This is a genomic window from Longispora urticae, from assembly GCF_053902585.1.
Map to the genome: position 1 here is coordinate 1 of NZ_JAQZSH010000011.1, position 19,993 is coordinate 19,993.

22 protein-coding genes are annotated in these 19,993 nt (G+C 70.3%); 13 read left to right on the top strand and 9 right to left on the bottom strand.

Going from position 1 to position 19,993, the window contains the following annotated elements:
• Nucleotides 1-109: 109 nt before the first annotated feature.
• The gene (locus PT931_RS04935) at nt 110-853 is read right to left on the bottom strand and encodes an SDR family NAD(P)-dependent oxidoreductase (RefSeq protein WP_456244502.1); all 744 of its coding nucleotides are present in this window, start codon (nt 851-853) and stop codon (nt 110-112) included.
• Between the two features lie 81 nt (nt 854-934).
• Here PT931_RS04935 and clpB point away from each other — a divergent pair, with 81 nt between their 5' ends.
• The 5 genes from clpB (at nt 935) to PT931_RS04960 (ending at nt 6,213) form a co-directional block, all read left to right on the top strand.
• On the top strand, nt 935-3,520 hold the full coding sequence (gene clpB / locus PT931_RS04940; protein ID WP_456244503.1) for an ATP-dependent chaperone ClpB: 2,586 nt from the start codon (nt 935-937) through the stop codon (nt 3,518-3,520).
• A gap of 160 nt (nt 3,521-3,680) precedes the next feature.
• Nucleotides 3,681-4,280: a hypothetical protein gene (locus tag PT931_RS04945; RefSeq protein WP_456244504.1), complete on the top strand. Its 600-nt coding sequence runs from the start codon at nt 3,681-3,683 to the stop codon at nt 4,278-4,280.
• A gap of 34 nt (nt 4,281-4,314) precedes the next feature.
• Complete coding sequence (locus PT931_RS04950; RefSeq protein WP_456244505.1) at nt 4,315-5,094, top strand: SDR family NAD(P)-dependent oxidoreductase; 780 nt, start codon at nt 4,315-4,317, stop codon at nt 5,092-5,094.
• A 10-nt stretch (nt 5,095-5,104) separates the two neighbouring features.
• The gene (gene pyrE / locus PT931_RS04955; RefSeq protein WP_363729225.1) at nt 5,105-5,632 is read left to right on the top strand and encodes an orotate phosphoribosyltransferase; all 528 of its coding nucleotides are present in this window, start codon (nt 5,105-5,107) and stop codon (nt 5,630-5,632) included.
• A 203-nt stretch (nt 5,633-5,835) separates the two neighbouring features.
• Nucleotides 5,836-6,213, top strand: a complete 378-nt coding sequence (locus tag PT931_RS04960) for an ArsR/SmtB family transcription factor (protein ID WP_197006164.1) — start codon at nt 5,836-5,838, stop codon at nt 6,211-6,213.
• A 55-nt stretch (nt 6,214-6,268) separates the two neighbouring features.
• Here the strand turns inward: PT931_RS04960 and PT931_RS04965 are convergent, their stop codons facing one another.
• Both PT931_RS04965 and fbaA read right to left on the bottom strand, forming a co-directional pair.
• The gene (locus PT931_RS04965) at nt 6,269-6,997 is read right to left on the bottom strand and encodes a DedA family protein (protein ID WP_456244506.1); all 729 of its coding nucleotides are present in this window, start codon (nt 6,995-6,997) and stop codon (nt 6,269-6,271) included.
• A gap of 159 nt (nt 6,998-7,156) precedes the next feature.
• Nucleotides 7,157-8,182, bottom strand: coding sequence for a class II fructose-bisphosphate aldolase (gene fbaA / locus PT931_RS04970; protein ID WP_456244507.1), 1,026 nt, complete (start codon nt 8,180-8,182; stop codon nt 7,157-7,159).
• A gap of 105 nt (nt 8,183-8,287) precedes the next feature.
• Between fbaA and PT931_RS04975 the strand changes: the two genes are divergently transcribed.
• The 5 genes from PT931_RS04975 to PT931_RS04995 all read left to right on the top strand — a co-directional run bounded on the left by PT931_RS04975 (nt 8,288) and on the right by PT931_RS04995 (nt 11,817).
• Nucleotides 8,288-8,443, top strand: coding sequence for a hypothetical protein (locus PT931_RS04975; RefSeq protein WP_456244508.1), 156 nt, complete (start codon nt 8,288-8,290; stop codon nt 8,441-8,443).
• Between the two features lie 93 nt (nt 8,444-8,536).
• Complete coding sequence (locus PT931_RS04980; RefSeq protein WP_456244509.1) at nt 8,537-9,094, top strand: SigE family RNA polymerase sigma factor; 558 nt, start codon at nt 8,537-8,539, stop codon at nt 9,092-9,094.
• Nucleotides 9,087-9,980: a hypothetical protein gene (locus PT931_RS04985; RefSeq protein WP_456244510.1), complete on the top strand. Its 894-nt coding sequence runs from the start codon at nt 9,087-9,089 to the stop codon at nt 9,978-9,980. The genes PT931_RS04980 and PT931_RS04985 overlap by 8 nt, the downstream gene beginning before the upstream one ends.
• Nucleotides 9,981-10,055: 75 nt before the next feature.
• Nucleotides 10,056-11,165 carry an LOG family protein gene (locus PT931_RS04990; protein ID WP_456244511.1) on the top strand — a complete coding sequence of 370 codons (1,110 nt, stop codon included), beginning with the start codon at nt 10,056-10,058 and terminating at the stop codon, nt 11,163-11,165.
• Between the two features lie 244 nt (nt 11,166-11,409).
• Nucleotides 11,410-11,817, top strand: a complete 408-nt coding sequence (locus PT931_RS04995) for a DUF3151 domain-containing protein (RefSeq protein WP_363729232.1) — start codon at nt 11,410-11,412, stop codon at nt 11,815-11,817.
• Here PT931_RS04995 and PT931_RS05000 read toward each other — a convergent pair.
• A complete protein-coding gene (locus PT931_RS05000; RefSeq protein WP_456244512.1) occupies nt 11,807-12,679 on the bottom strand; it encodes a diacylglycerol kinase family protein in 873 nt (290 codons plus the stop codon). The two genes, PT931_RS04995 and PT931_RS05000, sit on opposite strands and share 11 nt — an antisense overlap.
• Nucleotides 12,680-12,757: 78 nt before the next feature.
• Between PT931_RS05000 and PT931_RS05005 the strand changes: the two genes are divergently transcribed.
• The gene (locus PT931_RS05005) at nt 12,758-14,056 is read left to right on the top strand and encodes an adenylosuccinate synthase (RefSeq protein WP_456244513.1); all 1,299 of its coding nucleotides are present in this window, start codon (nt 12,758-12,760) and stop codon (nt 14,054-14,056) included.
• A 171-nt stretch (nt 14,057-14,227) separates the two neighbouring features.
• On the opposite strand, the gene PT931_RS05010 is transcribed toward PT931_RS05005, so the two are convergent.
• Both PT931_RS05010 and PT931_RS05015 read right to left on the bottom strand, forming a co-directional pair.
• Nucleotides 14,228-14,605 (bottom strand): type II toxin-antitoxin system death-on-curing family toxin, encoded by a 378-nt coding sequence (locus PT931_RS05010; protein ID WP_456244514.1) that lies wholly within the window; start codon nt 14,603-14,605, stop codon nt 14,228-14,230.
• A complete protein-coding gene (locus tag PT931_RS05015; protein WP_456244515.1) occupies nt 14,602-14,805 on the bottom strand; it encodes a ribbon-helix-helix domain-containing protein in 204 nt (67 codons plus the stop codon). Before PT931_RS05015 ends, PT931_RS05010 begins: the two co-directional genes overlap by 4 nt.
• A 43-nt stretch (nt 14,806-14,848) precedes the next feature.
• On the opposite strand from PT931_RS05015, the gene purD reads away from it, so the two are divergent.
• Complete coding sequence (purD, locus tag PT931_RS05020; protein WP_456244516.1) at nt 14,849-16,069, top strand: phosphoribosylamine--glycine ligase; 1,221 nt, start codon at nt 14,849-14,851, stop codon at nt 16,067-16,069.
• Nucleotides 16,070-16,167: 98 nt separating this feature from the next.
• Here purD and PT931_RS05025 read toward each other — a convergent pair whose 3' ends face one another.
• From PT931_RS05025 to PT931_RS05035, 3 genes are all read right to left on the bottom strand, one after another.
• Nucleotides 16,168-16,482, bottom strand: a complete 315-nt coding sequence (locus PT931_RS05025; protein WP_363729236.1) for a hypothetical protein — start codon at nt 16,480-16,482, stop codon at nt 16,168-16,170.
• Between the two features lie 80 nt (nt 16,483-16,562).
• Nucleotides 16,563-17,108 (bottom strand): flavodoxin family protein, encoded by a 546-nt coding sequence (locus tag PT931_RS05030; RefSeq protein ID WP_456244517.1) that lies wholly within the window; start codon nt 17,106-17,108, stop codon nt 16,563-16,565.
• A gap of 186 nt (nt 17,109-17,294) precedes the next feature.
• A complete protein-coding gene (locus PT931_RS05035) occupies nt 17,295-17,882 on the bottom strand; it encodes a hypothetical protein (protein WP_456244518.1) in 588 nt (195 codons plus the stop codon).
• Nucleotides 17,883-18,313: 431 nt separating this feature from the next.
• Here PT931_RS05035 and purB point away from each other — a divergent pair, with 431 nt between their 5' ends.
• Nucleotides 18,314-19,732, top strand: coding sequence for an adenylosuccinate lyase (purB, locus tag PT931_RS05040; RefSeq protein ID WP_456244519.1), 1,419 nt, complete (start codon nt 18,314-18,316; stop codon nt 19,730-19,732).
• Nucleotides 19,733-19,993: the final 261 nt, after the last annotated feature.

Consider the following 19,993-nt stretch of genomic DNA (forward strand, 5'->3'; position numbering starts at 1 on the left):
GGGCGCGCCTGGCGCCCCCCCCCCCCCGGCCGCACCTCACCGAGCACCCGGGCACGGGCTCCGGCCTAGATCGGCGCACCTCGGAGGGCCACAGCGGGCCCGGCCGCCCTCAGGACTGAACCGCGCCCCCATCCACATTCAACGCCTGCCCGGTAACGGCCCCGTTCCCCACGCAGTACAGCACCGCGGCCGCCACCTCCTCCACCGTGATCAACTTCCCGGTGGGCTGCTTGCGCGCCAGCACCTGCCGGGCCTCCTCGGTCGAGCGCCCCGTCTTCGCCACGATCGCGGCCACCGACTGGTCGGTCATCGGGGTGTCCACGTACCCGGGGCACACGGCGTTCACCGTCACCCCGGTCCGGGCCAGTTCGGCGGCTGCCGACCGGACGAGCCCGAGCACCCCGTGCTTCGCCGCCGTGTACGCCGCGATGTACGGCTCCCCGACCTTGCTCGCGACGGAGGCGATGACGACGATCCGGCCGTATCCCCCGTCGACCATGGCCGGGACGGCGCGCCGGACGCACCGGAACGGCGCGGTGAGGTTCAGGTCGAGCATCGCCTGCCAGTCGGCGTCGGTGATCTTCGCGAGCGGCGAGGTGTTGGCCCCGCCGGCGTTCGCGACCAGGATCTCGACCGGCCCGAACCCCTTCTCGACCTGCTCGAACACGTCCTCGATGTCGGTCGTGATGTCGGCCGGGACGACGAGGGTCGGCCCGGTGCAGAGCGCGGCTGTCTCGGTCAACTCGCCCATGTTGCGCGCCGTGAGCGCCACGCTGTGGCCAGCGGCGGACAACGCGACGGCGACGGCCCGTCCGATGCCACGCCCAGCCCCGGTAACCAGACAGGTCGACATGGCCTCACCCTAGTGCGCCATTCGCCACCATCGCACTGGAGCACTTAGCGAGACAGAGTTGAGTCGGGTACGCTCAACCTCATGAACGCTGAGCGCCTGACCACGAAGAGCCGTGAGGTCATCTCCGCCGCCGTCTCCGACGCCACGCAGCGGGGCCACGCGATCGTCGAGCCCTGGCACCTGCTGCTGGCCCTCCTCGACACCGGCGGCTCCACCGCGCCGGCCCTGCTCCGGGCGGTCGGCGCCAACGGTGCGGATGTCCGGCGGGCCGCCGCCCGAGCGCTGGAGCGGATGCCCTCCGCGCACGGCACGACGGTCGCCGAGCCCAGCCTGTCCCGCGAGGTCGTCAACGCGCTCAACGCGGCCGAGCACGTGGCCCAGCCCCTGGGCGATGAGTACATCTCGACGGAGCACCTGCTGGCCGGCCTGGCCCAGCTCGGCGGCGACGTGTCGGCCGCGCTCAAGGGCGCCGGGGCCAACGCCGAGCAGCTGATCGCCGCGTTCCCGCAGATCAGGGGCGGGGACCGGCGGGTGACGAGCAGTGACCCGGAGCAGACGTTCCAGGCCCTGGAGAAGTACGGGCTGGATCTGACCGCCAAGGCCCGCGACGGCAAGGTGGACCCGGTCATCGGGCGCGACGCCGAGATCAGGCGCGTGATCCAGGTGCTCTCGCGGCGTACCAAGAACAATCCGGTCCTGATCGGTGAGCCCGGGGTCGGCAAGACCGCGATCGTGGAGGGCCTGGCGCAGCGGATCGTGGCCGGGGACGTGCCCGACAGCCTCAAGGACAAGCGGCTCGTCTCGCTGGACCTGGGCGCGATGGTCGCCGGCGCCTCCTACCGGGGGCAGTTCGAGGAGCGGCTGAAGTCCGTGCTGGAGGAGATCAAGTCCAGCGACGGGCAGGTCATCACCTTCCTGGACGAGCTGCACACCGTCGTCGGCGCGGGCAAGGCCGAGGGCTCGATGGACGCGGGCAACATGCTCAAGCCGATGCTCGCCCGGGGTGAGCTGCGGATGGTCGGCGCGACCACCCTGGACGAGTACCGGGAGCACATTGAGAAGGACCCCGCCCTGGAGCGCCGGTTCCAGCCCGTCGTGGTCGGCGAGCCCAGCCCGGAGGACACGATCGGCATCCTGCGCGGCCTCAAGGAGCGCTACGAGGTGCACCACGGGGTGCGGATCACCGACGCGGCCCTGGTCGCGGCGGCCACCCTGTCGGACCGGTACATCGCGGACCGGTTCCTGCCCGACAAGGCCATCGACCTGGTGGACGAGGCGGCGTCCCGGCTCCGGATGGAGATCGACTCCCTGCCCGTCGAGGTCGACGAGATCGAGCGGATCGTCCGCCGGCTGGAGATCGAGGAGATGGCGCTGGCCAAGGAGCCCGACGTGGCCTCCGCCGAGCGCCTCGAACGGCTGCGCGGCGAGCTGGCCGACCGGCGCGAACAGCTCGCGGTGCTCAGCGACCGGTGGCGCAACGAGAAGGCGCACATCACGGCCATCTCCGAGGCCAAGCAGGAGCTGGAGGATCTGCGGGCCACCGCCGACCGGGCCGAGCGCGACGCCGACCTGGGCCGCGCCGCCGAGCTGCGGTACGGGCGGATCCCGGCCCTGGAGGCCGAGCTGGTCGAGGCGGAGCGCCAGCTGGCCACCCTCCAGAGCGACGGCGCGATGCTGAAGGAGGAGGTGTCCGCCGACGACATCGCCGAGGTGATCGAGGCGTGGACGGGCATCCCGGCCGGCCGGATGCTGGAGGGCGAGACCGCGAAGCTGCTTCGGATGGAGGAGTCCCTCACCGAACGGGTCGTCGGCCAGCCGGAGGCGATCCGCGCGGTCAGCGACGCGGTGCGCCGGGCGCGCGCCGGGATCGCCGACCCCGACCGGCCGACGGGCAGCTTCCTGTTCCTCGGCCCGACCGGTGTCGGCAAGACGGAGCTGGCCAAGGCACTCGCGGGCTTCCTGTTCGACGACGAGCGGGCGATGATCCGCATCGACATGAGCGAGTACGCGGAGAAGCACTCCGTCGCCCGCCTCGTCGGCGCGCCCCCCGGCTACGTCGGGTACGAGTCGGGTGGCCAGCTCACCGAGGCCGTCCGCCGCCGGCCGTACTCCGTGGTGCTCCTCGACGAGGTGGAGAAGGCGCACCCGGACGTGTTCGACGTGCTGCTCCAGGTGCTCGACGACGGCCGGCTCACCGACGGCCAGGGCCGCACCGTGGACTTCCGCAACACGATCCTGGTCCTGACCTCCAACCTGGGCTCGCACGCCATCGCCGACCCGCTGCTCACCGAGGACCAGCGGCGCGACGAGGTGATGGCCGCCGTCCGGACGAGCTTCAAGCCGGAGTTCGTCAACCGGCTCGACGACATCGTGGTGTTCCACGCGCTGAGCCTGGCCGAGCTGAAGTCGATCGTGGACATCCAGCTGGACGTGCTGGCCCGGCGACTCGCGGACCGCCGGCTCACCCTGGAGGTGTCGGAGGGGGCCAGGACCTGGCTGGCCGAGCACGGCTTCGACCCGCTGTACGGGGCGCGCCCGCTGCGCCGGCTCGTGCAGTCCTCGATCGGCGACCAGTTGGCCCGGGCGCTCCTGGGCGGCGAGCTGCGCGACGGCGACCGGGTGCTGGTCGACGCGACGGGTACGGGGCTGCGGGTCACCCGGGGCTGACCCGGCGGCGACCGGACCGGCGCCGTGGTCCACCCGACGACGCCGGTCCCGCCCGCGTGGCGCCACCGGCCCCGGCCTGGTCGGGCCTAGTGCTGGGGAAGGAGGAGCTCTCCTTCTCCAGCGTGACCCATCCGTCTCACACTTCCTTTACGGTTCACGTATGACTCAGTTTCCTTCGCCGCCGCCGGCTCAGCCCGCGCGTCAGCGGCCCAGCCTCGTCACGGCCGCGTCCGGACTGCTGGCGGTCGTGGCCGTCCTGATCCTGATCTACGCAGTGGTGGGTCTTCTCGGCCAGACCGACGAGGTGAAGGCCGCCACCGACGCGTACTACAAGACCATCCCCGGCGGGGGTGGCGGCATGGAGAACTTCAGCAAGCTCACCGGCGGTGTCGGCGTCGCGATCAACGCCGTCATCGCGCTCGGCTTCCTGGCCCTGGCGTTCTACACCGCCCAGGGCAAGCAGGTCGCACGCATCCTGACCTGGGTGTTCGCCGGTATCGCCTCGCTGTGCTGCATCTGTGGCGCCGGTTCGATCGGCCTGCAGAGCTCGCTGAAGAACTCGATCCCCGAGGGCGACCAGCGTGAGGCGTACACCAAGATGCTCGACGCCCAGCCCGGTTGGCTGGTCCCGGTGAGCGTCACCGTCCAGGCCCTGGTGGCGATCGCCCTGCTCGCCGCGATCATCATGCTGGCCCTGCCGGCCGCGAACGCGTACTTCCGCAAGCCGGTCGAGGAGTGGACCCCGCCGGCACAGTTCTAGGACACGACGCGGTGGGCACGCTACGTTGAGCAGCGTGCCCACTGCCCTCATCACCGGCGCGACCGCCGGCATCGGCGCGGAGTTCGCGCGCCAGCTCGCCCATGACGGCTACGACCTGGTGCTGGTGGCCCGGGACGCCGGCCGGCTGGAGTCGTTCGCCGACGAGCTCCGGAGCCGGCACGGGCGCACGGTCGAGGTGCTGCCCGCCGACCTGGCGGAGGAGGCCGGTTGCTCCACGGTGGCCGACCGGCTGGTCGAGGGCGTGGACCTGCTGGTCAACAATGCCGGCATCGGCCTGAACACGTCCTTCGTCAAGGTGGACTACGCCGACGAGCGCCGGATGCTCCGGCTGAACGTCGAGGCCGTGCTCCGCCTGACCCACGCGGCCCTGCCGCACATGGTCGCCCAGGGCTCGGGCGGCGTGATCAACGTGTCGTCGGTGGCGGGCTTCGGCGTGCTGGCCCCCGGCTCGACGTACTCGTCCTCGAAGGCCTGGGTCACCAACTTCAGCCAGTCGATCGCCCTGTCGGTCCGTAAGCGCGGGGTCACCGTGATGTCACTGTGTCCGGGGTTCACGCACACGGAATTCCATGACAGGGCGGGCATTTCGAAGAAGGGCCAGCCGTCGTGGTCGTGGCTCTCGGCGGAGCAGGTGGTCCGCGACGGGCTGCGCGACTTCCGGCGCGGCAAGCTGGTATCGATACCCAGCGTGAAGTACAAGGTGTCGGTGTTCCTGTTGCGCCACCTGCCGTCGACCCTCATGTATCGCCTGGCAGGGGACACCCGGGGAAAGTCGCGCGACGCAGGTACGTAAGCTCATCACTATGACCGACCGTGACGACCTGCTTCAGCTGATCAAGGAATTGGCCGTCGTGCACGGCAAGGTGGTGCTCTCCTCCGGGCTGGAGGCCGACTACTACCTGGACCTGCGCCGTATCTCCCTGCACCACGCCGCCGCCCCGCTCGTGGGCCGCGTGTTGCGCGAACTCACCTCCGACTGGAACTACGCCGCGGTCGGTGGACTCACCCTGGGCGCCGACCCGGTGGCCGGCGCGGTCATGCACGCGCCCGGCCGGCCGATCGACGCGTTCGTGGTGCGCAAGGCCGCCAAGGCGCACGGTATGCAGCAGCGGATCGAGGGCCCGAGCGTCGCCGGTAAGCGGGTGCTGGTGGTCGAGGATGTCTCGACGACCGGTGGCAGCCCGTTGACGGCGGTGGAGGGTGTCCGCGAGGCCGGTGGCGAGGTCGCAGGGGTGGCCTTGATTGTGGACCGAGGCGCCGGGGACACCATCCGGGCGGCCGGCCTGGACTGTCGCGCCGCGTACACCCTGAAAGATCTAGGCTTGTCCTGATCCGGCTGGGGTTGACCCAGATCGGTGGTTTACGATGTTTCCTGTGAGTAGGCCGTCAACCTATCGGCCGACAGTCGTTAGCTCTCTAGGTGAGCGTGAGGCGACACACAGGGTCGATGACCGCTCCGCGTGGCATTCTCTTACGAGAAGCCGCTGATCCGGATTTGTAAATATCTATTCGAATCGATAGTAGTGTTGGAAGGATGAAGCACGTGGGTGCCGCCGTGGCCGAGAAAATGATGCCCAACCTGTCGCCGCTCACTGGCGAGCCTCTGGAGCGTGCGGATGCCGAGCGCCTTGCTGGCGTGCTGAAGGCGCTCGCCGACCCGGCTCGGCTTCGCCTGCTGAGCCTGATCCAGTCGTCCCCGGACGGTGAGGCGTGCGTGTGCGACCTGACCGCGCCGCTGGGCCTGAGCCAGCCGACCGTCTCCCACCACCTGCGCATCCTCACGGAGGCCCAGCTCCTCGAGCGCGAGAAGCGCGGCGTGTGGGCCTTCTACCGCCTGGTGCCGTCGGCGATCGGCGCTGTCGCCGAGCTGCTGACCCCGCCGCGCAAGCGTGGTGGCCGCAAGACCCGCTAGTCCGAATACACGAATGAGGGCCACCCGATCGGGTGGCCCTCATTCGTTTGTTTGTTCAGCCGATATTCGTCTTGGCGCGCTTGCGCTCACGCAGGTTCCGGAAGATCTCGATAAAGATCGGCAGCATCGAGATCAGCACGATCAGCATGACGACCGGCAGGATGTACTTGTCGATGTTCTCGACACCGATGCTGTCGAGGATCTGCTTGGCCAGGAAGTGGCCCACGAGGATGATGCCGTCGGTCCACAGGATGCCGCCGATGATGTTCCACAGCAGGAACGTCTTCGCGGGCATGCCGAGCATCCCGGCGACCGGGTTCAGCACGGTGCGCACGATGGGGATGAACCGGGCCAGCACCACGGCCTTCGCCGGGCCGAACTTGGTGAAGTAGTGCTCGGCCTTGTCGATGTACTCCGGCTTGAACAGCTTCTGGAACAGCCGGGACTTCTGGTTCTCGAACAGCCGCTTGCCGTACTTCGCGCCGAGGTGGTGACCGAGCTGGGCGCCCACGATCGCGCAGATGGGCGCGCCGATCAGCAGCCCGACCAGCGAGATCTTGGTGCCGACGATCTCCATGGCGACCTCGGAGGAGGCCACGCCGGCGAGGAACAGCAGCGAGTCGCCGGGCAGGAAGAAGCCGACCAGAAGACCGGTTTCGGCGAACATGATGAACCAGACACCGATCATGGCGAATGGGCCCATGGCCTGCAGCCAGTCTTTCGCGTTGAGCGGGTTGAAGCCGAGGCCGTCGAGCGCGGCCTGAGTCTTGTCTGCGAGGTTCACGCCCCCGAGGTTACCCGGAGCGCTCCGGGCCTCCTCGGGGGCGTGCGACAGCCGTCACAGTGTGAGCCCGGCACGCCAGGGCCCGGGAAACCCTCCAAGGGCTTCGACGGGTACGCGAAAGGCGCCGGTCTACCGACCGGCGCCCGTTGCGATCAGGTGCTACTTCGAGGACGTCGTACCCGTCGAGCGCAGGTGCTCGCATGCCTCGACGACCCGGGCGGCCATGCCACCCTCGGCGGCCTTGCCCCAGGCCCGCGGGTCGTACTGCTTCTTGTTGCCGACCTCGCCGTCGACCTTCAGCACGCCGTCGTAGTTCTGGAACATGTGCGCGGCGACGGGCCGGCTGAACGCGTACTGGGTGTCGGTGTCGATGTTCATCTTCACCACACCGTGGTCCACCGCGTCCCGGATCTCCGAGAGCAGCGAGCCGGAGCCGCCGTGGAACACCAGGTCGAACGGCTTGTCCTTGCCGTACTTGGCGCCGACCGCGTCCTGGATCTCCTTCAGGATCTCCGGCCGCAGCACGACCCCGCCCGGCTTGTACACGCCGTGCACGTTGCCGAAGGTCAGCGCGGCCATGTAGCGGCCCTTCTCGCCGACCCCGAGCGCGGCGGCGGTGGCCAGGCCGTCCTCGATCGTGGTGTACAGCTTGTCGTCGATCGCGCCGACGACCCCGTCCTCCTCGCCGCCCACGACGCCGATCTCGACCTCGAGGATGATCTTCGCGGCGGCGGACAGGGCCAGCAGCTCCTGCGCGATCTCCAGGTTCTCGTCCAGCGGCACGGCCGAGCCGTCCCACATGTGCGACTGGAACAGCGGGTTCTCGCCCCGGGCCACGCGCTCGGCGGAGATCGCCAGCAGCGGGCGGACGAAGCCGGCCAGCTTGTCCTTCGGGCAGTGGTCGGTGTGCAGCGCGATGTTGACGCCGAAGTTCTTGGCGACCTCGTGCGCGTACGCGGCGAAGGCGACGCTGCCGGTGACCATGTCCTTGACCGTCGGGCCGGACAGGTACTCCGCGCCGCCCGTGGAGACCTGGATGATCCCGTCGGACTCGGCCTCGGCGAAGCCCCGGAGCGCGGCGTTGAGGGTCTGCGAGGAGCTCACGTTGATCGCGGGGTACGCGAACGCGCCGGCCTTGGCGCGGTCGAGCATGTCGGCGTACACCTCGGGAGAAGCGATGGGCATTACTGCTCCTTTTGTCTAGATCGAAACGCGAGACCGCGCTGTCCCTCCACCCGGAGTATTCCGCAGTGCCACCCCGCCGTCGCGGTCGGCCCGTACTGTGGGCATATGGCCCGTGACGAAATCCCGGAGCTCGAGGCACTGGAAGAGATCATCGAGGCGGAGACCCTGCCCGAGGAGGAACCGGTGATCGGGATCGAGACCCCGGAGGCCGACGCCATCGAACAGGCCCGGGTCGTCCCGGATGAGGACTACGACGGATAGGTCCGCATCCGTGCAATCACCGGCCTCCGCTCTTCGTGTACCAGGTGTTGACCGCGCCCGGAGGTGGCGTGGCGGGACACGAGGGGAGCGGCGGTGCCGGATCAGGCCGCGTCGGCCACGGGGGAGCACCAGCCCGACGGACCACCCGGACGCGACAGCTTCGCCGAGTTCTACACCTCCTGCTACGGGCGGCTGGCCGCCCAACTGAGCGCCTACCTGGGTGACGCCGCCGAGGCGGAGGACGTCGTCCAGGAGGCCCTGCTGCGCGCGTGGCAACGCTGGCGCACCGTCAGCGCCTACGAGGAACCCTTCGCATGGGTACGCCGGGTCGCCTGGAACCTCGCCACCAGCCGCTGGCGCCGGATCGTGCTGGAGAACAAGTTCCGCAGCCGGCAGCGCGCCGAGTCGACCGCCGCGCTCGGACCCGAGAACGTCGCCCTGGTCGCCGCGCTGCGCCAACTCCCCGACCGGCAACGCCGCGCCATCGTCCTGCACTACATCGCCGACCTGTCGGTGGCCGACATCTCGGCGGAACTGTCCGCGCCCCGGGGCACGGTGCTGTCCTGGCTGCACCGCGGCCGCGCCCAACTCTCCGGCCTGCTCGCCGAGAACGACACCGAGACCTCGAAGGGCGGGTACGACCGTGGCTGACCTGAACCCCCACGACGAGCTGGACATCCCGGCCCCGTCCGCGCTGCTCGGCTTCCGGGACACCGCGCCCGGTGCGTTCGTCGCGCCGCCGGTGGCCAGTGTCGTGGCGGCCGGGGCGCGTCGTCGCCAGCGCCGGACCGTGCTGGCGTCGGCGGCCCTGTCCCTGGTCGTACTCGGCGGGGTCGGCGGGGTGGTCAACGCGGCCCGGAGCGGCCCGGACCAGCTGCCGACGGGCGTGACGCCCAGCCCGGTGGCCCCGACGCCGTTCCCGACGCCGAGCCGTGGGCCCTCCGTCCCCCCGACGCTCACGCCGACGGTCACCCCGACGACGAAGCCCTCCTCCGTCTCGCCCAGCACGTCGACGAGGCCGCCCCTCACCGTGGTACCGCCGGCGGCGATGCTCACGCTCACCGACCTGGAGACCGGCTACCGGGTCGCTCCGGACGACGCCCCGGGCACCGGCGACTGGATGATGTCCTACTGGACGCAGTACTGCGCCGCTGCCTCGGCACTGCCGGCGACGGCGGGCATCAGCAGGAGGGACCGGTCCTTCCTCAAGGGCGAGGGCGAGACGGCCGACGCGGTCTACCAGCGGGTCGAGCTGGAGCCGCTCGCCAGCCAGCAGCTGGAGCACTGGCGGCAGTGGGCCACGCGGTGCGCCAAGCGCGGCACCCTGACCGTGACGATCCTCGACTCGGGGTTCGCCGGCGACGGATCACTGATGATCAAGGTCTCGAACCTGGACGGCGGCGTGGAGTACGGCGGGACGTACGTCCTGGTCAGGGTCGGGGATCTGATCACCGAGATCGCCGGCCGGCACTCCGGGGAGCGCGACGTCGCGGTCAAGGCCGCCCAGCGGTTGTGCGCGGCCGCCGGCAGCTGCTGAACGGGTCGGACGGGCGGGAATTCCCGCCCCGTCCGGCCCCTCCCGCCACGCGGAAGCTGTGCTCTCATTGTCCACATGGCCTACAGCCCCGATGAGATCGAGACCCTCGCCGAGCTCGCCCCGCACGTCCGGCGCGGGAGCCTCGCCGGCCTGACCCTGCAGGGCCTGGACCTGACCGGGGTCGACCTGTCCGCCGTGGCCCTGGCGGACACCCTGTTCGTCGGCTGCCATCTCGCGGACCGTCAGGTCGCCGCCGAGCTGGTGCTGCGCGGCGCGGCCGTCATCCCGCCGTTCCCGGACGCGCCGTTCACCACCCACCCCTCCCGGTTGTACTCGGCCGACGACCTCGCCGCCGGGTTCGCCCAGGACGGCTTCGAGGGGATGTACGACACGGTCGTCTACCGGCACTTCGTCAAGCAGGGCGGCGCGACCCCGGACGTGCGGACCGCGATCGCCCAGCGGCTGCACGACTCCGGCATCGACGACGCGCTGGAGGAGGAGATGGCCGAGTGGCGCGGGCTGCACCCCGGCGCGCCGGTGGTCGGCATCATGGGCGGACACGCCGAACCCCGCGGCTCCCACGGGTACCGGCAGGCGGCCGACATCAGCAACCGGCTCACCGGGAGCGGTGCGCTCGTCGTCACGGGTGGCGGCCCCGGGGTGATGGAGGCGGCGAACCTGGGCGCGTACCTGCCCGGGGACGCATTGACCGAGGCCGTGGACGAGTTGGCGACCGCCCCGGATTTCCGCGACCACGACCGGTACACCAGAAAAGCCCTGGATCTTCGCGCGAAATTTCCTTCCACCGGGGGCGGTCTCGCCATTCCCACGTGGTTGTACGGCCACGAACCGGCAAATCTCTTCGCGGCCAAGATCGCCAAGTATTTCAGCAACGCGTTGCGCGAGGACATCATTCTCCGGCTGGCCCGGGGCGGGATCGTGTTCGCCGAGGGCCGCGCGGGCACCGTGCAGGAGGTGTTCCAGGCCGCGACGAAGACCTTCTATGCGACCGACGGCCCCAGTGGCCCGTTCGTGTTCCTCGGCGCGCGGTACTGGACCGAGGACGTCCCGGCCCCCGCGCTGCTCCGCACCCTGCTCACGGGTGCTCCGGGCGGGGACGAGTCGCACCTGGTGCACGTCACCGACGACATCGACGAGGCTCTGGCCGTCCTGACCGGAGGCTGACCCGCCCGGGGCCCGGCCTGGCGTGATCCCGAGGTCACGGGGCCGGGACAGGCAACAGCCCGGCGTCACTGTCGGAACGCCGGGCTGCCTTACCGGTCCTGGGGAGGCTCCGGAGTTATATTTGTATCGCCTAGAGCCCGTTGGGCGTTACCGGCCGGACGCTCACCTTTTACTGGCCGTCCGCGTGATGCAGGTCTCAACCGTTCGGTTAAGAGTCCGAAGTTTCCTACCAGACAATGGTGCGATGAAGAATCTGATGCCCGGAGTGCCGGAGACCCTGCTCGACATCGAAACCGGTCCGGCCACAGCGCTGGCCAACGGCGAGGACCCGGCGACCGTCGCCGCGCAGTACCCGACGTCGAGTGCCGCGTGGGCCGCGCTCGCCGACCGGGCGTACCAGGCCGGCGAGGTCGTGACCTCCTACGCGTTCGCCCGCACCGGCTACCACCGCGGTCTGGACCAGCTCCGCCGCGCCGGCTGGAAGGGCCACGGCCCCGTGCCGTGGAACCACGAGCCCAACCAGGGCTTCCTGCGCGCCCTGCACGCCCTGGGCCGCGCGGCCGACGCGATCGGCGAGTCGGACGAGGCGGCCCGCTGCGCCCAGTTCCTCCGCGACTGCGACCCGGCCGCTGGGGACGCCCTTACGGGCTGACCTGCACGTACACGGCCCAGGCGTCGCGCTCGATCCACCAGTTGCGGCGCTTGGGCACCGTGCCCTCCACCCCGTCGTCCAGGTACGGCAGCGAGTCGACCTTCGGGGTGATGCCGACGGCACGGCCGCGCGCGCGGCGTACCTCGATCCGGGTCTTCGCCTTGAAGACCCCCTTGGTGACCACCGGCACCGCGACGGCCACGTCGACCAGCCCGTCGTCGGGGACCGCGCCCGGGGCGAGCGGCAGGCCGTCGAAGGTGGCGTAGCCCGAGCCGTTGGCGACCGCGATGGCCAGGATCGGCTCCTCGCCGTCGCTGAGCACGATGTCGTCCACCTCCACGCCCGCCTGCCACGTCTGGGCCCGGCCCGAGTCGTCGGTGGTGCCGAGCAGGGCCCCGTTGAGGGTGACCGAGCCGGCGTCGGTGCGCAGCAGGTCGAGCCGGCGGATCGTGCCCGCGATCACGGCCGCGGCGACCTCGGCCGGGTCCTTGGGCAACCCGAGGAGCGTCACCAGGGGTGAGGCGTCCAGCGGCAGGATCCCGATCGGGGGCAGGTCCGGGACCGTCCGGTCGGCGGGCAGGTCGTCGGTGCGCTTGCCCGGCGCGGGGGCGTAGCGCTTCACGAGCCGGCGGAGCACCGCCCGGAGTTCCCCGTCGGTGCTCGCGGCGACGACCAGCCGTTTGTTCGACTCGAGTACGGCGTCGATCTCCGCGTCGGAGTTCGCCGTGACAAGCGTCACCTCGGCACCCGCCGCGCGCAGCGCGTCACGGCAGTGCAGCACGGGAGTACGAGTCCCGCACCCGCCGTCATCGCAGCACCCACCGGCGCCGTCACCCAACGTGAGGATGATGACCTCGCTCACCGGGACCCCCTTCGTCAGTTCGTGGGTTAGCCTTTCATCCGCATCGGTTAGGCTGCGGCGCGGGTTAGGGGCGGACATATGTCAGCGATTGTTCTTATTGGCGCGCAGTGGGGCGATGAAGGCAAGGGAAAGATCACCGACATGCTCGGCGGTCAGACCGACTACGTCGTGCGCTACTCGGGCGGCAACAACGCCGGACACACCGTCGTGACCCCGGACGGCCAGAAGTACGCACTGCACCTCTTGCCCTCCGGCGCGCTGTCCCCCACCGCGATCATCGTCATCGGCAACGGCGTCGTCATCGACCCGAAGGTCCTCCTGGGTGAGATCGACGGCCTCGCCGAGCGCGGCATGGACGTCACCCCCCGGCTGCGGATCTCCGGCGACGCGCACCTCGTCATGCCCCACCACCGGGCGCTGGACCGGGTCGTCGAGCGCTACCTCGGCTCCGCGAAGATCGGCACCACCGGTCGGGGCATCGGCCCGTCCTACGGCGACAAGGTCGCCCGGATGGGCATCCGCGCCCAGGACCTGCTCGACCCGGGCATCCTGCGCAAGAAGCTCGAGCTGGCGCTGCGCGAGAAGAACCAGATCCTCACCAAGGTCTACAACCGCAAGGCGATCGACCTGGAGACCGTCCTCGAGGAGTACCTGGGGTACGCCGAGCGGATCTCCCCCTTCATCGTCGACACCCGCACCCTGATCTGGGACGCGCTCGACCGCGGCGAGGTCGTGCTGTTCGAGGGCGCGCAGGCCACCATGCTCGACATGGACCACGGCACCTACCCGTTCGTGACCTCCTCGAACCCGATCTCCGCCGGGGCCTGCGTCGGGGCCGGGGTGCCGCCGACCCGGATCACCCAGGTGATCGGCGTGACGAAGGCGTACACGACCCGGGTCGGTTCGGGGCCGTTCCCGACCGAGCTGCACGACGAGATGGGCGAGCACATCCGCAAGACCGGTGGCGAGTACGGCACGACGACCGGTCGCGAGCGGCGCACCGGCTGGTTCGACGCCGTCATCGGCCGGTACGCGACCCGGCTCAACGGGATCACCGACCTCGTCGTCACGAAGCTCGACATCCTCTCCGGCCTGGAGCAGGTCCCGATCTGCGTGGCGTACGACGTGGACGGGGTGCGCCACCACGACATCCCGATGACCCAGACGGACTTCCACCACGCGAAGCCGGTGTACGAGTACCTGCCCGGCTGGTGGGAGGACATCTCCAAGGCGCGGGTGTTCGAGGACCTGCCGGTCAACGCGCAGAACTACGTCAAGCGCATCGAGGAGCTGTGCGGGACGAAGGTCAGCATCGTGGGTGTGGGACCGGGGCGCGACGAGAACGTGGTCATCCACGAGCTGATCCCGCGCCGCTAGGCACACCGGACACGGGTCGGGGCCGCGAGCGCCTCGACCCGAGTCCTGAGGCCGCGCTCGGCAGGGCCGGTGCCGGCCCGGGGCTGGACCGGTGCCGCGGTTGGGCTGGTGCCAGGGCTGGGCTGTTGCCGGTGCCAGGGCTGGGCGGCCGGCCCGAGGCCCGACCGGGTCTCACTGCCGGACGAACGCCCCCAGCGCCGCCGCGATCTCCTCGACCTCGCCGACCCGCCCCGACGCCACATCCGTCACCAGCGCGTACGCCTCGTCGTCGGTCGGATCCAGCTCGACCCCGTTCTTGGCGCAGAACACGTACGTCGCGAGCCACGCCAGGCGCTTGTTGCCGTCGACCAGGGGATGGCTCGTCGTGATCGAGTGCAGCAGGGCCGCCGCCTTGCCCAACAGCGTCGGATAGGCGTCCTGCCCGAAGACCGTCGCCTGGGGCCGGTGCACGGCGGCGTCGAGCAGTCCCAGGTCACGCAGCCCCACCGGGCCGCCGACGGCCGCGCGGGCGATCCGCAGGGCCTGCTCCAGCGTCAGGTACCGGATCATTCGCCGAGGCGGCGGAGCAGCTCGGAGAACCGGTGCGCGCCCCTGGCGGCCAGCTCGTCGGTGGTGGCGTCGTCGGCGGCGCGGAGCAGATACTCCTCGATGGCGTCGAGCGCGACCTGTTGCATGCTGCGGCCCTCGATTTCGGCGCGCTGCCGGAGCGCGGCGCTCTGGGTCTCGCTGAGGCGGAGAGTCATGGCCATGCCCTCGATGGTATCGCCGTGATACCGCATAGGCTACCGAGTTGTGCGCGTACTTGTGATCGGCACCGGGGGGCGCGAGCACGCCCTGGTCACCGCCCTGTCCCTCGATCCCGCCGTCAGCCACGTCCTGGCCGCCCCCGGTAACCCCGGGATGGCAGCCGTGGCCGAGCTGCGTGCCGTCAACCCCATGGACCCGGCCGCCGTCGCGGCCCTGGCCGTGGAGACCGCCGCCGACCTCGTGATCGTCGGCCCCGAGGCACCCCTGGTCGCCGGCGTCGCCGACGCGGTCCGGTCCGCCGGGATCGCCTGCTTCGGCCCGTCGTTCGAGGCCGCCCGGCTGGAGGGGTCGAAGGACTTCTCCAAGGCCGTGATGGCCGCCGCCGGCATTCCGACCGCGAAGTCGTACACGTGTGACACGCCCGAGCAGGCCGCCGCCGCGCTGGACGAGTTCGGCGCGCCGTACGTGGTGAAGGACGACGCGCTGGCCGCCGGGAAGGGTGTCGCGGTCACCGACGACCGGGAGGTGGCCCTCGCGCACGCCGCCGCGTGTGGCCGGGTGGTGATCGAGGAGTACCTCGACGGGCCCGAGGTGTCGCTGTTCGTGGTGTGCGAGGGGCTGACCGGCGTGCCGCTGCTGCCCGCCCAGGACTTCAAGCGGATCGGGGACGGGGACACGGGGCTCAACACCGGTGGCATGGGTGCGTACGCGCCGCTGTCGTGGGCGCCCGCCGACCTCGTACCCGTCGTGATGTCCGAGGTCGTGGGGCCGCTGCTGGCGGAGATGGACTCCCGGGGTACCCCCTTCAGTGGTCTGTTGTTCGTGGGTCTGGCCCTGACGGCCAAGGGCCCGAAGGTGATCGAGTTCAACGTGCGGTTCGGCGACCCGGAGACCCAGGTCGTGCTGCCGCTGCTGGAGTCGGGGCTCGGGGAGCTGCTGCACGCCGCGGCGACCGGGAAGCTGGCCGGGCACCCGCCGCTGGAGTGGCGGGACGGCGCTGCGGTGGCCGTGGTCATGGCCTCCGCCGGCTACCCGGTCACGTCCCGGTCGGGCGATGTCATCACCGGCGCGGACGACCCGGGCGTGCTGCACGCCGGCACGGCGCTCGACGAGGCCGGCGAGCTCGTCACCGCCGGTGGTCGGGTGCTGTGCTGCACGGCGGTCGCGGACTCGGTGCCCGAGGCGCGGGCGGCGGCCTACCGGCTCGTGGAGAAGGTGCGGTTCGACGGCGCGCAGCACCGGACGGACATCGCCGCCGGGCGGTGACTCGGTCCGGGCGGTGACGTGGCAACACGGAATCGCCGCCGGGCGGTGACGGCACGCCGGATTCGTGGCGGGGAATGGCGCACTCGTGGGGCCAGGTTCTAGTTCCGAGACTCGAAGGACAGCACAAATCCGCCGTCGGGTACCGGCCGATAGGTGATCGCGCCGGTCGAGTGCGTGAGTACCTCGGCCCGGCAATGCGTCGGTACCGCGCCCGCGAGCCATTCGTGGTCCCGCTCGAACTGGTGCCACGCGTGTTCGTCGACGGCCTCGGCGTCCACGATGAGGCACGAGCAGTGGTAGATGGCCGTGCCGTCCAGCACGGCCGGGAACATCGGCTTGTGACAGACGGCCCCGCACCAGAGGAGTTCTCGGAGCAGGTGTCCGCCGACTGGCACTTTTGTGGTGCTGTCCATGTGGTTTCCTCTCTGCTCTCCATTCCACTCTGGTGCACGCCGCCCGGAATAGTGGTCGGTTGTTGAGTGAATGTTGGTCGCTAGACGCGTACCCCCGAGAAGAAGGTGTTTGTCGCACCATCTGAAATGGCCTCGCCAGGGCGGTTGTAGTAGTTGATGAGAGAGCCGCCCCACCGCATGTCCATGTAGTCCGCTGTGAGCTTCAGGGAGTCCACCAGTGGGGCCACCGCCTCGGGGGACTCGTTGCTCAGCGCGGTGACCGACCACATCGTCTTGCCCTGCATCCGGTCGCGGAAGCGCACGCCGGGGACGCGCAGCCAGGCGGACCAGTGGTCGAGGTACAACTTGGCGGGCGCGGCGATGCTGTACCAGTAGACCGGGGACGCGATGACGATGTCCGTGGCCTCCACTGTGGCCTCCAGCAACAGTTTCGCGTTCCCCTCGGGGGCGGGGTAGACGCCGTCGCCGGAGTGCCGGATGTCCTGGAACGGGTCCAGCGGCAGGTCGGACAGCCGCAGCCACTGCTGGGTGGCGCCTTCGGGCAGGTGTTCGGCCGCGAAGCGGGCCATGGCTTCCGTGTTGCCGCCGTGGCGTGCGCTGGCGAGCAGGAAGAGGAAGTGCCGCATGGCCAACTCCTATGCATGTGCATTATTTGTATGTGCAGAGGAATCTTGCCGGCGGCATTCTGGGGGGTCAATGTCGCCTGGGTCACAATGGCGGGCGCCGGATGGCCGGCGCCCGCCCCGGTTGTGGGTGGCGGCCTGGTCATGGGCCGCGTGCCGGGCCTCGGCCCCGGCTCGGGCCGTGCGGCCCTAGCGGACCACCGACACGTGCACGTGGTCGTAGTGGCACGCCGTGATCTTGCTGGAGCTGCAGTTCGGCTGCGAGTGGCCCTTCCAGTTGCCGTTGGGCGAGTAGATGACGCCCCGCCAGATGATGTGGTCGATCTTGTACTTGGTGTGGTTCTTCACCAGCCAGTTCTTCATCGCCGTACCGTCCGACAGGTTGTCCCCGGCGGCCTTCTTGCCGATCGAGCCGTACACGAGGTCACACGCCCGGCCCTCCGGGTGGTACGGCAGGCTGTCCTTCCGGTAACACCCGATGCTGTCCCACTTGTACTTACCGGCCGACGACGCGGTCAGCGCCGCCCGGTACAGGGTGCACATCTTCGCCGTGGTCCTCGACGGGCACGCCGCCGGCTTCTGCGCCGCCACCGCCTCCGTCGCGAGCCGGTCGGCCTCCGCGTCGGCGGTCAGCTCCGCGGCGCTCTCACTGTGGCTGGCGGCGACCCCGGCGGCGTCCCCCTGGGCGAACGACGTACCGGCGACCCCGGCGATCAGGCCGCCGACGAGCACGACCCCGAGGGCCAGCGGGAGGAATCTCCTGGTGAGGGTGGACATGCCAAACTCCGTTTCGGTGTGGGGACGACCCCTCGACGTGAGGTGGTCGACTCCCAGAGAACGGGGCCCGGCGACGTTCCGGAAGGCGGTCGGGCGTCCGGGACTGGCTCGGACGACTCCCGGAGTGGTTCAGGGACAGGTAACTCGCACATGGAAAACTGTCCCGCTGCTGTCCCACAATGGGATTGTCCGTACAGGACGGTCCGGTTCCGAATGGCTTTCGGAATAAGGCGTCCCGGGTAGTCCGGTGCTCCTGTCCGGGTTGGCGGAACGCCTTCAACGACTGTTTTCCGAGAGGATCCTCGCGGAAACGGAATTCCCATGACAGCGGAATGGTGAAGTGCCCGCAACCGGCTCCCCGGGGGCGCCCATCGACACGGTGGGCGCCCCTTCTTGGCTGGTGGGCAGGGTCACAGCCATAGGATGGGGGCGTGCAGATCCCGAATGTCCTCGCCGACCGCTACGCCTCCGCCGAGCTCACCGAGCTGTGGTCGCCGGCGTACAAGATCGTTCTGGAGCGTCAGCTCTGGCTGGCCGTCCTGCGGGCCCAGAAGGAGCTCGGGGTCGCGATCCCCGACGGTGTGATCGAGGCCTACGAGGCCGTCGTCGCGCATGTCGACCTGGAGTCGATCGCCGCCCGGGAGCGGATCACCCGCCACGACGTGAAGGCGCGGATCGAGGAGTTCTCGGCGCTCGCCGGGCACGAGCACATTCACAAGGGCATGACGTCGCGGGACCTCACCGAGAACGTCGAGCAGCTCCAGATCCTGTCCTCGCTGAAGCTGATCCAGGGCCGGATCGCGGCGACGCTGGCCCGGTTGGGCGAGCGGGCGGGGGAGTACACGGCGCTGACCATGGTCGGCCGGTCGCACAACGTGGCGGCGCAGGCGACGACGCTGGGCAAGCGGTTCGCGAGTGCCGCCGAGGAGCTCCTGATCGCGTACGAGCGGATCGAGGACCTGGTCAACCGGTACCCGTTGCGGGGCATCAAGGGTCCGGTCGGCACGGCCGCCGACCAGCTGGACCTGCTGGGCGATCCGGACAAGCTCGACCAGTTGGAGCAGAAGGTCGCCGAGCACCTCGGCTTCAAGCGGGTGCTGACCAGCGTCGGCCAGGTCTACCCGCGCTCGCTGGACTTCGACGTGCTCTCGGCGCTGGCCCAGTCCGCGGCCGCCCCGTCGAGCCTGGCGACCACGATCCGGCTGATGGCGGGCCAGGAGCTGGTGACCGAGGGCTTCAAGGCCGGTCAGGTCGGCTCCTCGGCGATGCCGCACAAGATGAACACCCGGTCCTGCGAGCGGGTCAACGGCCTGTCCGTGATCGTGCGCGGCTACCTGGGCATGGTCGGCGAGCTGGCCGGTGACCAGTGGAACGAGGGCGACGTGTCCTGTTCCGTGGTCCGCCGGGTCGCGTTGCCCGACGCGTTCTTCGCCCTGGACGGCCTGTTCCAGACGTTCCTGACGGTGCTCCAGGAGTTCGGCGCGTACCCGGCGGTCGTCGAGCGCGAGCTGGACCGGTACCTGCCGTTCCTGGCCACCACGAAGATCCTGGTCGCGGCCGTGCAGCGGGGCGTGGGCCGCGAGCAGGTGCACGAGGCGATCAAGGAGCACGCGGTGGCCGTCGCGCTGGGCATGCGCGAGAAGGGCGCGGCGGACAACGACCTGTACGACCGGCTCGCCGCCGACCCCCGGCTCAAGCTGACCCGCGCGGAGATCGACGCCCTGGTGGCCGACCCGGGCACGTTCACGGGCGCGGCCGGCGCGCAGGTGGCCCAGGTGCTCGCCCGGATCGAGAAGGTCCTCGCGGCGCACCCGGAGGCCACGTCCTACGCCCCGGGCGCGATCCTCTAAGCCCCGGCGACAACCCCGACAGAGTCCCGCAGACCGGGCCGGCCACCGCACAGGGGCCGGCCCGGTCCATGTGCGCAACCCGCCCGGCCAACGCACCTGGCCGGCCCCGCCCGCCCGCGCCCTCCCGACCGGCCGCCCACCCGCCGGTTGGGAACATGCGCGTTCACGAGCGTTCACGTACCGGAAAGTTGCTGCTAATCGAGCAGAAATAGCGGCAACTTTCCGAAAGAAGCCAGTGGTGGCCGTCACTGTGCTGGTCAC